We start from the raw sequence: 12,599 nt of genomic DNA on the forward strand, positions 1-12,599 counted from the left end.
GGGACATTTTTCTATGCGCAAGAAGACGTTCGCCGCGGCCGCGCTGCTCGCCGCCGCCACCCTGACCCTCTCCGCCTGCGGCAGCGGTGACGACAGCAACTCGCCCGTCGCCGTGGTCTCCGAGGACACGGCGCAGAAGCCCGCGACCGTTCTCGACAAGCCGTTCGAGAAGCCGGACCTCGTCCTCACCGACACCCAGGGCAAGAAGTACGACTTCCGCAAGGAGACCGCGGGCCGGCCGACGCTGATCTACTTCGGCTACACCCACTGCCCCGACATCTGCCCGCTGACCATGAACAACCTCGCGGTCGCCAAGAAGCAGCTGCCCAAGGCCGAGCAGGACAAGCTGCGGGTCGTGTTCGTCACCACCGACCCCCAGCGCGACACCCCGGCCGAGCTCGGCAAGTGGCTCAGGGGCATCGACCCCCAGTTCGTGGGTCTGAGCGGCGACTTCGCCACCATCCAGGCCGGCGCCCGCACCCTCGGCATCTCCATCGAGCCGACCCACAAGGACAAGAAGACGGGCAAGACGGTCTCGGTGCACGGCACCCAGGTCATCGCGTTCTCGCCGAAGACCGACGGCGGCTACGTCCTCTACGGCGAGGACACCACCGTCGACGACTACACCAAGGACCTCCCCAAGCTCATCAAGGGAGAGAACCCGTGAGGCGGCTGGCTCCCACGGCCGTGGTGATAACCGGCGCCCTCGCCCTCGCGGGCTGCTCGGGCTCCGACGACGCGAAGGCCGACCTGTCCGTCAGCTCCTCCTACATGCCCCAGCCCGTGTCCGACATGGCTGCGGGCTTCCTCACCATCGCCAACAAGGGCGGCACCAAGGACGAACTGACCTCCGTCACCAGCGACGCCGCGGGCAGCGTGACCGTCCACGAGACGGTCGGGCAGTCCATGGAGGAGGTCAAGTCCCTGGATGTCCCCGCACACGGTCAACTCGTGTTCAAGAGCGGCGGCAATCACCTGATGTTCGAGAACCTGAAGCGCAAGCCGAAGCAGGGCGAGAAAGTGACCCTCGAACTGCACTTCGCGAAGTCCGGCCCGATCAAGGTTGAGATGCCGGTCAAGTCGGCCACGTACAACCCCGCGACCGGCCACTGAGGGAGGACCACCGTGACCCGGACCATCGCCCCCCGCCGTATGCGGACCCTGGCGCTGCTGTTCCTGGCCGTGTTCGGCGTGCTCATCGCCGGTGCCGGGCCGGCCTCCGCGCACGCCGCGCTGACCGGCAGCGACCCCACGCAGGGGGTGGTGGTCGACAAGGCACCCAGCCAGGTCACGCTCACCTTCTCCGAGAAGGTCGCCACATCCGACGACTCGCTCCGCGTCCTCGACCCCAAGGGCAAGCGTGTCGACACCGGCAAACCGTCCAACGTGAGCGGCACGTCGTACGCAGTGCCGCTGCACAGCGGGCTGTCCGACGGCACCTACACGGTGTCCTGGCAGGTCGTGTCCGCGGACAGCCACCCCGTCGCCGGTGCCTTCACCTTCTCCATCGGCGCCCCCTCCACCACCAGCGTCTCGGTCTCCGACCGGACGGTGGGCGGCGGGATCGTCGGCTGGCTGTACGGATTCGGCCGGTATGTGTCGTACGCCGGCTTCATCGTGATGGTCGGCGGCGCCGCCTTCGTGCTCGCCTGCTGGCGGCGCGGCTCCGGCGTACGGGCGCTGCAGCGGCTCGTGGTCTCCGGGTGGCTCGCGCTCACCTCGGCCACCCTCCTGCTGCTGCTCCTGCGCGGCTCCTACACCAGCTCCGGCAAGGTCGGCGACATCTTCGACCTGAGCCTGCTCGGGCAGGTGCTGCAGACCAAGTCGGGCGCGGCACTGATCTCGCGGCTGCTGCTGCTCGCCGCGGCGGCGCTGTTCATCGCGGTGCTCTTCGGCGCCTATGACAAGCGTGAGGCCGAGGAGAAGCGCGACCTGACGTTCGGACTCGCGATCGGCGGATCCGTGGTGGCCGCCGGGCTCGCGGCGAGCTGGGCCATGGCCGAGCACGCCTCCACCGGGCTCCAGCCGGGCATCGCGATGCCCGTCGACGTCGTGCATCTGCTGGCCGTGGCCGGCTGGCTCGGCGGCCTGTGCGCGCTCCTCGTGGCGCTGTACCGCTCGGACACCCCGATCGAGGCCCCGGCAGTACGCCGCTTCTCCCGAGTCGCCTTCGGCAGCGTCCTCGCGCTCGTCGCGACCGGCATCTACCAGTCCTGGCGCCAGCTCGGCTCCTGGTCCGCGTTCACCGACACGGCGTACGGACAGCTGCTGCTCGTCAAGATCGGGCTCGTCGCGCTGCTCGTCGGCATCGCGTGGATCTCCCGGCGGTGGACGGCACGGCTGGCGGACACCGCCGTCGAGCAGCCCCACCGCGAAGCAGTGGAGCAGGACACGTCAAAGGGCGACGCCCGGGATACGAGGGAGCCGGCGGCTGCCCGGGCGGGAGCAGGCTCGGCGAAGACGGCAACGGCGTCCGCCGGCTCCGCTGCCGGCGGAGGAGCGAGGGCCGCTCGCGGCTCCACGGCCGACAGTGGCACCGCGTCCACCACCGACTCGGAGGCATCCGAGGAGCGGGACGAGTCCAAGACCGCCGACGAGGCTCGGGCCTCCGGTGAATCCGAAGCCCCCGCCGACTCCGAACGCGCCGCCCAACTCGCCCGCCAGAAAGCCGCCATGGCCACCGCACGGCAGAAGCGGCAGCGCGACGCCGACCCCGACCGATTCGGCCTACGGCGCTCCGTCCTCGCCGAGGCGGGCGTCGCCGTCGTCCTGCTCGCCGTCACCACCGTGCTCACGCAGACCGAGCCCGGACGCACGGAACAGGAGGCCAAGGCGGCCACCTCGTCGTCCTCGCCCTCCTCCTCGACGGCGGACTCGTCGTCCGGCGCGCTGACCCTGACCATGCCGTTCGACACGGGCGGCACCGACGGCAAGGGGGTCGTGTCCGTGGACCTCGACCCCGCGCGCGTGGGCGGCAACGACATGCACGTCTACGTTCAGCGGCCCAACGGGCGCGCCTTCGACGTCCCCGAGGTGAAGGTCGCCTTCACCCTGGAGACCAAGAAGATCGGGCCGCTGCCCGTCAACCCCGACCACATCACCACCGGACACTGGGCGACGAACGGGGTGCAGATCCCCATGGCCGGCGACTGGAAGGTCGCCGTGACCGTGCGCACCTCCGACATCGACCAGGTGACCGTCTCCAAGAACGCGCAGATCGGCTGAATCGCACCATGGCTGACAAGTCCATTCGGGAGGCCCACACTCCTGACGCAGCTCCAGACGCGGCTCCAGAGGCGGGCGTCTCCGAAAAAGCGCCCTCCAGAGACGGCATTTCGCGACGGAAGCTGCTCGGCACCGCCGGTGCCACCGGGTTCGTGCTCGGCGCGGCCGGCGGAGCCGTGGGCTACGCCGCCGCACCCTCCGAAGCCACCCCGCTCAGCTCAATCGGCTCCAACCGGGTGATGTTTCACGTGAAACACCAGCCCGGCATCACCGAAGGCCTCCAGGCCCGCGGCCACCTCGTCGCCTTCGATCTGACCGCAGGCGCGGGCCGCAAGGAGGCTGCCGCACTGCTGCGCCGCTGGTCGGCGACGGCCGAGCGGCTGATGGCGGGCGAGGCGGCAGCACACGACGACACGGACGTGGCCCGCGACGCCGGCCCGTCCTCGCTCACCCTCACCTTCGGCTTCGGCCACAGCTTCTTCTCCCGCACCGGCCTGGAGAAGCAGCGGCCCGTCTCTCTCGACCCCCTGCCCGACTTCTCCTCCGACCACCTCGACAAGGCACGCAGCAACGGCGACCTGTGGGTCCAGATCGGCGCCAACGACGCCCTGGTCGCCTTCCACGCCCTGCGTGCGATCCAGAAGGACGCGGGCAGCGCGGCCCGTATCCGCTGGCAGATGAACGGCTTCAACCGCACTCCGGGCGCCACCGCCCACCCCATGACGGCCCGCAACCTCATGGGCCAGCTGGACGGCACCCGCAACCCCAAGCCGACCGAGTCCGACTTCGACAAACGGATCTTCGTGCCGTCCTCGGGCTCCAACGATCCCGCCTGGATGGCGAACGGCTCCTACGCCGTCGTACGCCGCATCCGCATGCTCCTCGACGACTGGGAGAAGCTCTCCCTCAAGGCCCAGGAGAACGTCATCGGGCGCCGAAAGTCCGACGGAGCCCCCCTGTCCGGGGGCACCGAGACGACCGCGATGGACCTGGAGAAGACGGACGCGCAGGGCAACTACGTCGTTCCCGGCAACGCCCACGCCCGTATCTCCCGCCCCGACCAGAACGGCGGAGCGGCCATCCTGCGCCGCCCGTTCTCGTACCACGACGGGTTCGACGCGGACGGTGTCCCCGACGCCGGTCTCCTCTTCGTCTGCTGGCAGGCCGACCCGCTGCGCGGCTTCGTCACCATCCAGCGCAAGCTGGATCGCGGCGACGCCCTGTCGAAGTACATCCGCCACGAGGCGAGCGGCCTGTTCGCGGTACCGGGCGGGGCGGCACAGGGCGAGTACGTGGGGCAGCGGCTGCTGGAGGAGTGAGGGTCCCGCGCCTCAGGAGCCTGCGCGAGCGGCTCCGGTGAGGCTCCTGTGAGACGCGTGAGCCGCGTTTGCGTAAGGCCCATTAGGGTGAGGTCATGCCAGCGAGCTACGCGTATCTCGGCCCCGAGGGCACCTTCACCGAAGTCGCCCTGCGCACCCTTCCCGAAGCGGCCACCCGGCAGCTGATCCCCTACGTGTCGGTGCAGTCCGCGCTGGACGCGGTCCGCGCAGGCGAGGCCGAGGCCGCCTTCGTGCCGATCGAGAACTCCGTCGAGGGCGGCATCACCACCACCCTCGACGAGCTGGTCGCGGGCGCCCCCCTGATGATCTACCGCGAGGTGCTGCTGTCGATCACCTTCGCGCTGCTGGTCAGGCCGGGTACGAAGCTCTCCGACGTCAAGACGGTCTCCGCCCACCCGGCCGCCCAGCCGCAGGTGCGCAACTGGCTCAAGAACAACCTCCCGGACGCCCACTGGGAGTCCGCCGCCTCGAACGCGGACGCCGCCCGCCTGGTCCAGGAGGGCCAGTACGACGCCGCCTTCGCGGGCGAGTTCGCGGCCGCCCGGTACGGCCTGGAGGCCCTGGAGACCGGGATCCACGACGCCGAGAACGCGCAGACCCGGTTCGTGCTGGTCGGCCGGCCCGCCCGGCCCGCCGCCCCCACCGGCGCGGACAAGACGTCCGTGGTGCTGTGGCAGCGCGACGACCACCCCGGCGGCCTGCGCGACCTGCTGGGCGAGTTCGCCACCCGCGGTATCAACCTGATGCTGCTGCAGTCCCGGCCCACCGGTGCCGGCATCGGCAACTACTGCTTCTGCATCGACGCCGAGGGCCACATCTCCGACCGCCGGGTGGCCGAGACCCTGATGGGACTCAAGCGGATCTGCCTGGAAGTGCGCTTCCTCGGCTCGTACCCGCGTGCGGACATCGGCGTCGAGGACGTGCGCACACCGCGGCAGGGGACGTCGGACGAGGAGTTCCTCGCAGCCTCGGACTGGGTCGCGCGCTGCCAGGACGGCCGCTTCTAGCCCGTCTGTCCGTCCGGTCCTACCTGCAGATTTTCGTTGTCCACAGAAGTTATCCACAGGCTTGCTTCTCGACCTGGGGACAAGTCGACACGGAACCATGACTCTGTCGACAAATCCGCCTGCAGACCACTCTCGCGTCCACCAGCGCGCATGTCACCGTTCGTCCACCTGTTTCCTTTAGGCAATCCTTTGGAGCGACCCCTTTCCACTCGAAAGTGGTGGTAAATCAGGGTCTGGGGCAGGATTCCTCGGCGTAACCCACCGGTTTCCGAGTGATCAATTCCGAAATCCACAGACCCTTCGCACAGCCTGTGGATAACTCCTTGGGAGGGGGTGGATCGCTGTGGACAACCAAACCCCAAGTCCCGCTCCCCGCAAGGGAATCGGGTCAACCGGGCGCCAACCCCCTGCCCCGTTCCAGGGAGTGAGACGCCTTTTGTTGACACTGTGGGCAATTCGCTCATAACGGAACGTAAGCCGCAATGGACGCCTGTTGGGAATGGTGAGTCGTGGGCCGTATCCCGGCACCGGTAGCCTTGACCGCGTGATTGACCTTCGCCTGCTCCGTGAGGACCCCGACCGTGTGCGCGCGTCCCAGCGCGCCCGTGGAGAGGACGTCGCGCTCGTCGACGCTCTCCTGTCTGCCGACGAGCGGCGCAGGTCGTCCGGCGTCCGCTTCGACGAGCTGCGTGCCGAGCAGAAGCAGCTCGGCAAGCTCATCCCCAAGGCCTCCGCGGACGAGAAGGCGGAGCTGCTGAAGAAGGCGAGCCAGCTCGCCGCCGACGTCAAGGCCGCCGACGCCGAGCGTGACGCCGCCGACACCGAGACGCAGGAGCTGCTCCAGCAGCTCGGCAACCTCGTCCACCCCGACGTGCCCGTCGGCGGCGAGGAGGACTTCGTCACCCTCGAGACGCACGGCACGATCCGCGACTTCGGCGCCGAGGGCTTCGAGCCCAAGGACCACCTGGAGCTCGGCACGCTCCTCGGCGCGATCGACGTGGAGCGCGGCGCGAAGGTCTCCGGCTCGCGCTTCTACTTCCTGACGGGTGTCGGCGCCCTGCTCGAACTCGCGCTCGTCAATGCGGCGATCGCCCAGGCCACCGCGGCCGGCTTCACGCCGATGCTGACGCCCGCCCTGGTCCGCCCCCAGTCGATGGCGGGCACGGGCTTCCTCGGCCAGGCGGCCCAGGACGTCTACCACCTCGACAAGGACGACCTCTACCTGGTCGGCACCTCCGAGGTCCCCCTCGCTGCGTACCACATGGACGAGATCCTCGACGCCGACCGTCTGCCCCTGCGTTACGCGGGCTTCTCGCCCTGCTTCCGCCGTGAGGCCGGCTCGCACGGCAAGGACACCCGGGGCATCTTCCGCGTCCACCAGTTCGACAAGGTCGAGATGTTCTCGTACGTCGCCCCGGAGGACTCGGAGGCCGAGCACCAGCGACTGCTGCAGTGGGAGAAGGAGTGGCTGACCTCGCTGGAGCTGCCGTTCCGCGTCATCGACGTCGCCTCGGCCGACCTGGGCTCCTCGGCGGCCCGCAAGTTCGACTGCGAGGCGTGGATCCCGACGCAGGGCAAGTACCGCGAGCTGACCTCGACCTCGGACTGCACCGAGTTCCAGTCCCGCCGCCTGTCGATCCGCGTCCGTGACGGCAAGCAGGTCAAGCCGCTCGCGACGCTCAACGGCACGCTGTGCGCCGTGCCGCGCACGATCGTGGCGATCCTGGAGAACCACCAGCAGGCCGACGGCTCGGTGTACGTACCGCCGGTGCTGCGTCCGTTCCTGGGCGGCCGGGAGGTCCTGGAGCCGGTCGCCAAGTGAGCGAGGCGTCCGCGACCCGGGAATTCCCGTACAGACTCATCGCGACCGACCTCGACGGAACGCTCCTGCGCTCCGACGAGTCGGTCTCGCAGCGCACCCGTGACGCGCTCGCCTCGGCCACCGGGGCGGGCGCCGCTCACATCGTCGTCACCGGCCGCGCGGTCCCCTGGACCCGGCACATCCTCGACGACCTCGGCTACGAGGGCCTCGCGGTCTGCGGCCAGGGCGCGCAGGTGTACGACGCCGGGGAGCACCGTCTGCTGACGTCGGTGACCCTGGACCGGCAGCTGGCAGGCGTGGCCCTGGCCAAGATCGAGGCGGAGGTCGGCCCGCTGCACCTGGCGGCGAGCCGTGACGGCCTGGACGGCGACGTGCTGGTGGGGCCGGGGTACGCGCTCACCGGCGAGCTTCCCGTGACGCCGTTCACGGACGCGTCCGACCTCTGGTCGGCCCCGCTGAACAAGATCTACATACAGCACCCGGAGCTGTCCGACGACGAGCTCGCCGAGGCTGCGCGCGAGGCCGCGGGCGGCTTCGTCACGGTCGCGATGGCGGGCGAGGGCATCGTGGAGCTGCTGCCGCTGGGTCTGTCCAAGGCCACGGGCCTGTCGCTGGCGGCCCGCCGTCTGGGCATCAAGGCGGCGGAAACGATCGCCTTCGGCGACATGCCCAACGACATCCCGATGTTCGCCTGGGCGGCGCGGGGCGTGGCGATGGCCAACGCCCACGAGGAGCTGAAGGCAGTGGCGGACGAGGTGACGTCCTCCAACGAGGAGGACGGGATCGCGGTGGTGCTGGAGCAATTGCTGCCGTAGCAGCGACGTCCGACGTCCGTGGCTGCGGGCAGTCGTGCCGCTGGGGCGGCACGGGTGGGCGCAGCGGCACCTCGCGGCGCCGAGTTGCGCGGCCGACCCGGCCACCCCAGCGGAGGGTGCCCCCTTGCGGCGGGGGCGACGTGGGTGGGCGGCCCACGCGAGAGCGACATCGCGTGCTCGAAGCGGCCGCCCCGGGCAGCTCCCCGTGCGGAGCGGGTTCGACGGTGGGGTAACTACACCGGAACCCGCCGCGGGCTGCCCTGTCGGGAGCTGGACGTACTGTCGTGCATGGACATCGCCCGGCTCCTCTCCCAGAACGTGGCGCCGGAGCAGCACCCGACAGATCGGGCGTCCGGCGGCGTGGACACAACCACTGTGCCTGTCGGACGAGTTGGACGCCACTGAATAAAACGACCGGGGCTACGGCCCTACGGGGATCAGTGCCGCCGCCACCTGCGTCGGCGCGCCTTGCTGAAGAACCAGCCCGCAGGCGGCTCTTCGGAGCGCCAGGGCTGCGGCTCGGGCTCCTCGTTGCGCCAGCGTGCGGCGAGCATGCGGGCACGGGCAGACGGCTCGGAGGTCTCGGCGCCCCGTATGAAGTCCTCGTCCAGGACCAGTTCGTCCCAGTCGTCTGCCATTCCCGTTCCTCTCAGTCGTGCATCCCCGGGTGCCTCAGTCGTACATCCCCATTTGCCCAGTCTGACCGGACAGAGGTGAAGTCCCCGTCAAGGTCAGGACTTGTCACTCCTCACCGGCGAGCTTCAGCGTGCGCAGCTTCTGACCGGCGTACCAGGTGGCCAGGACGGTCACCGCGACCAGGAAGACCGTGGCCGTCGTCAGGCCGACTTCCGAGGTGACCAGGTCGCCGCCGGCGACCTTGTGGGCGACGGCAAGCGACCACTGCTGGACGCTCAGCGTGCGCGCACCGGGCACCAGGGAGCCGAACAGGGCCTCCCACACGAGCGCGTACACGAGCCCGAAGACCACCGCGTGCCGGGACACCGTGCCCAGCAGCAGGAACAGCGCCGCGTAGGCGATGGAGGAGACCAGCGCGGCGACCGTGTAGGCGACGGCGATCTGCTGACCGTTGCCGTTCAGGATGAAGCCGGCGATGAGGGTGGGCAGGGCGGAGAACACCATCGTCACCGCGATCGCCACGATCAGCTTGGTGAAGATGATCGTCGACCGCTTCAGCGGCTTGGACAGCAGATACACCACCGAGCCGTCGTCGATCTCCGGTCCGATCGCGCCCGTGCCGGCGATGACGCCGATGAGCGGCACCATCGTGGCGAGCGCGAGCCCGCCGAGCAGGTCGGAGGCCGTCTGGTCGTCGGCGCCGGCGAGGGCGCGGACGACGACGGAGATGACGATGAGCAGCAGGGGCAGGGCGCCCAGGATGAGGGCCCGGCGACGGCCGAGCAGGGCCCGGTAGGTGAGCCGGGCGACTGTGGGGTCGTACATCTTTCGGCCTCCTACGCCGCGACCAGATACGAGAAGACGGACTCGAGGGACTCGTCGGACGGCGAGACCGTCAGCAGCCGGATGCCGTGGTCGCGGGCGACCCTGGGCAGCAGCGCCGTGAAACGGCCGAAGTCGACGGCCTGGATGCGCAACGCGCCCTCCGCCAGGTCGACCTCGATGCCGGACGTCGACGGGTCGGCGATCAGGGCGGCCGCAAGCGCGCGGTCGTCGCTGGAACGGACCAGGTAGCGGTGCGGACGGTCGGTCATCAGGCGGCGGATCTTGCGGAAGTCACCGCTGGCCGCGTGCCGTCCGGCGACGACGACCTCGATGTGCCAGGCGAGTTGCTCGACCTCTTCGAGGATGTGGGACGAGAACAGCACGGTGCGGCCCTCGTCGCCCATGCGCCGCAACAGGTCCATGAGCTGCATGCGCTGGCGGGGATCCATGCCGTTGAAGGGCTCGTCCAGGAGGAGGAGCGAAGGGTCGTGGACCAGGGCGCTCGCCATCTTCACGCGCTGGCGCATGCCCTTGGAGTACGTGGAGATCTTGCGGTCCTGTGCGTACTCCATCTCGACCGTGGCCAGGGCGCGCGCGGCGGCCTTGTCGCCCAGGCCGTGCAACTCGGCGTTGGCGACGACGAATTCGCGTCCGGTGAGGAAGTCGTACATCGCCTCGCGTTCGGGGACGATGCCGATGTGCTTGTAGATCGACTCGTTGCGCCAGACCTGCTGCCCGTCGAGGGTGACGGTGCCGGTGGAGGGGGCCAGGAAGCCGGCCATCATGTTGATGAGGGTCGACTTTCCGGCGCCGTTCGGGCCGAGCAGGCCGGTGACGCCGGGGCCGATCGTCATGGTGATGTCGTTGACGGCGACCACGTTGCCGAACCAGCGGGAGACATGGTCGATCTGGAGCGTGGTCACAGTCCCACCTTCTTGTAGCGGCGCATCAGGAGGCCGTAGCTGGCGGCGATCAGTCCCAGGGTGAGCAGGACGTACACCACGCCCTGGCCGGTCGAGGGGCCGTGGCCCCCCGGGAGTGCCGGGGTCGCGCCGAGGAAGGCGGACTGCACACCGTCGATGAGCGTGACCGGCGAGAAGAGACCGATCCACGGGATGGCGCTCGTGCTGCCCTGTGCGTCGGCGATCGCCTGGAGTGTCGAGACGGCGCCGTAGGAGACGATCAGGACGGCGATCACGGCCGCGATGCCGAAGCCGCGGCGCGGGGTGACCGACGCGATGACCAGGCCGATGCCGGCGAAGAGCAGCGAGAGCAGTGCCACGGATACGAGTCCCTGTGCGAATCCCTTGGTCTGGTCGGCGAAGTCGAGCTTGGCCAGCAGCGCGCCCACGTAGAGCACGATCAGCGGGGCGGCGGTCAGGATGAACATCGCCGAGGCCAGCGCCGCGTACTTCGCGCGCACGTAGTCGGCGGTCTCGATCGGCCGCGAGAAGTACAGCGGCACGGTCTTGAAGCGCAGGTCGCGCGAGACGGACTGGGGTGCCTGCGAGGCGACGTACAGACAGATGACGGACTGCATGATGATCGCGTAGCGCGTGTACTGGACCGGCAGTTCGTGCGCCTTGGTGGCGACGGCGACGGCCACCATGATGGCCGCCGGCACGCACATCACCGCGAACAGCAGCATCGGCAGCACCTTGGACTTGATCGAACGGCCGAGGCCGTAGGCGCCGCGCAGGGACTGCGAGTACAGGGAGCGGGTGGCGTAGGAGCGGCCGAGACGGGGGCCGTCGTAGGTGCGGTAGCCGATGTTGTGGATGCGGGTCTGGTCACCCGGCGCAGCCGCCGCGGGATGCTCAACTGCCATGGCCGACCGCCTCCTTCCGCTGCTCTTCCTCGCTCGTGAAGACCTCCGAGATGTGGTGCCTGCGCTGCTCCATGCGCACCAGGCCGAGGCCGAGGTCCGCGACGACGTCGCGTACCAGGTCGTACGTCTCCTCACCCTGCGCCGTGAGCAGCAGGATGTGCCCGGCACCCGGCAGGCCGTCGCTGCCGTCGACCACGTCCACCCCGCGCGCGTGCAGCGATTCGCGCACCGCGCGCGTGCCGTCCGGGTGCTCGTCGGTGTCGGTGACCTCGATCGCGAGGGTGGTGGTGGTCTGGGTGAAGTCCGTGGTGGAGCTGGAGCGCAGGAGCTTGCCGCCGTCGATGACGACGACGTGGTCACAGGTGCGCTCGAGCTCGCCCAGCAGGTGCGAGGTGACCAGGACCGAGATGCCGAAGTCGGTGTGGATGCGGCGGATCAGGCCGAGCATCTCGTCGCGGCCCACCGGGTCGAGGCCGTTGGTCGGCTCGTCCAGGAAGACCAGCTGTGGGTCGTGGACCAGGGCCTGCGCGAGCTTGACACGCTGCTTCATGCCGGTCGAGTAGCCGCCGATGGGGCGGTAGCGCTCCTCGTACAGACCGACATGGCGCAGCGTGTCCGCGGTGCGCTCGCGTGCGGCCGTGGGCGGCAGGCCCGACATGCGCGCCATGTGGACGACGAACTCGGTGGCCGAGACGTCCGGCGGCAGGCAGTCGTGCTCCGGCATGTAGCCGACCCGCTCACGGATGTCGCCACCCTTGGTCGCGACGTCGAGCCCGAGCACTTCGGCGCGGCCCTCGGAGGCGGGGGACAGACCCAGAAGGATCTTGATCAGTGTTGACTTGCCGGCTCCGTTCGCTCCGACGAGTCCGGTCACGCCGGGCCCGACGTCGACGGAGAGCCGGTCAAGCGCGGTCACCCGGGGGAACCGCTTGCTCAGGCTTTCGGTCGCGATCACAGTCACGTCTTCGACGATAGTGACGCGGACCACGCCGGTCGTCAGACCGCAGAGCTGTCCTGGCATCAGCCTCCAGGCGTACGGGTCCGTAGGGGATTCCCCTACCTGAGAGCTACGCAGAGTTATCCACAGCCCGGACCCCTCCT

12 protein-coding genes are annotated in these 12,599 nt (G+C 69.6%); 7 read left to right on the plus strand and 5 right to left on the minus strand.

The genetic code is table 11. The features are described from left to right. Positions 1-13 precede the first annotated feature (13 nt). The 7 genes from IH68_RS0124355 to IH68_RS0124385 all read left to right on the plus strand — a co-directional run bounded on the left by IH68_RS0124355 (position 14) and on the right by IH68_RS0124385 (position 8,209). Complete coding sequence (locus IH68_RS0124355) at positions 14-667, plus strand: SCO family protein (protein ID WP_030938732.1); 654 nt, start codon at positions 14-16, stop codon at positions 665-667. Further along, positions 664-1,113 carry a copper chaperone PCu(A)C gene (locus IH68_RS0124360; protein ID WP_030938734.1) on the plus strand — a complete coding sequence of 150 codons (450 nt, stop codon included), beginning with the start codon at positions 664-666 and terminating at the stop codon, positions 1,111-1,113. Before IH68_RS0124355 ends, IH68_RS0124360 begins: the two co-directional genes overlap by 4 nt. Positions 1,114-1,125: 12 nt before the next feature. Then, on the plus strand, positions 1,126-3,225 hold the full coding sequence (locus tag IH68_RS0124365; protein WP_030938736.1) for a copper resistance protein CopC: 2,100 nt from the start codon (positions 1,126-1,128) through the stop codon (positions 3,223-3,225). Between the two features lie 8 nt (positions 3,226-3,233). Next, a complete protein-coding gene (gene efeB, locus IH68_RS0124370) occupies positions 3,234-4,544 on the plus strand; it encodes an iron uptake transporter deferrochelatase/peroxidase subunit (RefSeq protein WP_030938739.1) in 1,311 nt (436 codons plus the stop codon). A 95-nt stretch (positions 4,545-4,639) separates the two neighbouring features. Further along, the gene (gene pheA / locus IH68_RS0124375) at positions 4,640-5,572 is read left to right on the plus strand and encodes a prephenate dehydratase (protein ID WP_030938742.1); all 933 of its coding nucleotides are present in this window, start codon (positions 4,640-4,642) and stop codon (positions 5,570-5,572) included. 544 nt (positions 5,573-6,116) lie between these two features. Then, positions 6,117-7,394 (plus strand): serine--tRNA ligase, encoded by a 1,278-nt coding sequence (gene serS, locus IH68_RS0124380; RefSeq protein ID WP_037885108.1) that lies wholly within the window; start codon positions 6,117-6,119, stop codon positions 7,392-7,394. Then, positions 7,391-8,209, plus strand: a complete 819-nt coding sequence (locus tag IH68_RS0124385) for an HAD family hydrolase (protein ID WP_030938748.1) — start codon at positions 7,391-7,393, stop codon at positions 8,207-8,209. Before serS ends, IH68_RS0124385 begins: the two co-directional genes overlap by 4 nt. 437 nt (positions 8,210-8,646) lie before the next feature. On the opposite strand, the gene IH68_RS0124390 is transcribed toward IH68_RS0124385, so the two are convergent. The 5 genes from IH68_RS0124390 to IH68_RS0124410 all read right to left on the minus strand — a co-directional run bounded on the left by IH68_RS0124390 (position 8,647) and on the right by IH68_RS0124410 (position 12,519). Further along, positions 8,647-8,847 (minus strand): hypothetical protein, encoded by a 201-nt coding sequence (locus IH68_RS0124390; RefSeq protein WP_030938749.1) that lies wholly within the window; start codon positions 8,845-8,847, stop codon positions 8,647-8,649. Between the two features lie 103 nt (positions 8,848-8,950). After that, a complete protein-coding gene (locus IH68_RS0124395) occupies positions 8,951-9,670 on the minus strand; it encodes an ABC transporter permease (RefSeq protein ID WP_030938752.1) in 720 nt (239 codons plus the stop codon). An 11-nt stretch (positions 9,671-9,681) separates the two neighbouring features. Continuing rightward, on the minus strand, positions 9,682-10,593 hold the full coding sequence (locus IH68_RS0124400; protein ID WP_030938755.1) for an ABC transporter ATP-binding protein: 912 nt from the start codon (positions 10,591-10,593) through the stop codon (positions 9,682-9,684). Continuing rightward, positions 10,590-11,498: an ABC transporter permease subunit gene (locus tag IH68_RS0124405; RefSeq protein WP_030938760.1), complete on the minus strand. Its 909-nt coding sequence runs from the start codon at positions 11,496-11,498 to the stop codon at positions 10,590-10,592. Before IH68_RS0124405 ends, IH68_RS0124400 begins: the two co-directional genes overlap by 4 nt. Beyond that, positions 11,488-12,519 carry an ABC transporter ATP-binding protein gene (locus IH68_RS0124410; RefSeq protein WP_199931914.1) on the minus strand — a complete coding sequence of 344 codons (1,032 nt, stop codon included), beginning with the start codon at positions 12,517-12,519 and terminating at the stop codon, positions 11,488-11,490. The genes IH68_RS0124405 and IH68_RS0124410 overlap by 11 nt, the downstream gene beginning before the upstream one ends. Between the last annotated feature and the right edge of the window lie 80 nt (positions 12,520-12,599).

It is taken from the genome of Streptomyces sp. NRRL S-646, assembly GCF_000720765.1.
Taxonomy (GTDB): Bacteria; Actinomycetota; Actinomycetes; order Streptomycetales; family Streptomycetaceae; genus Streptomyces.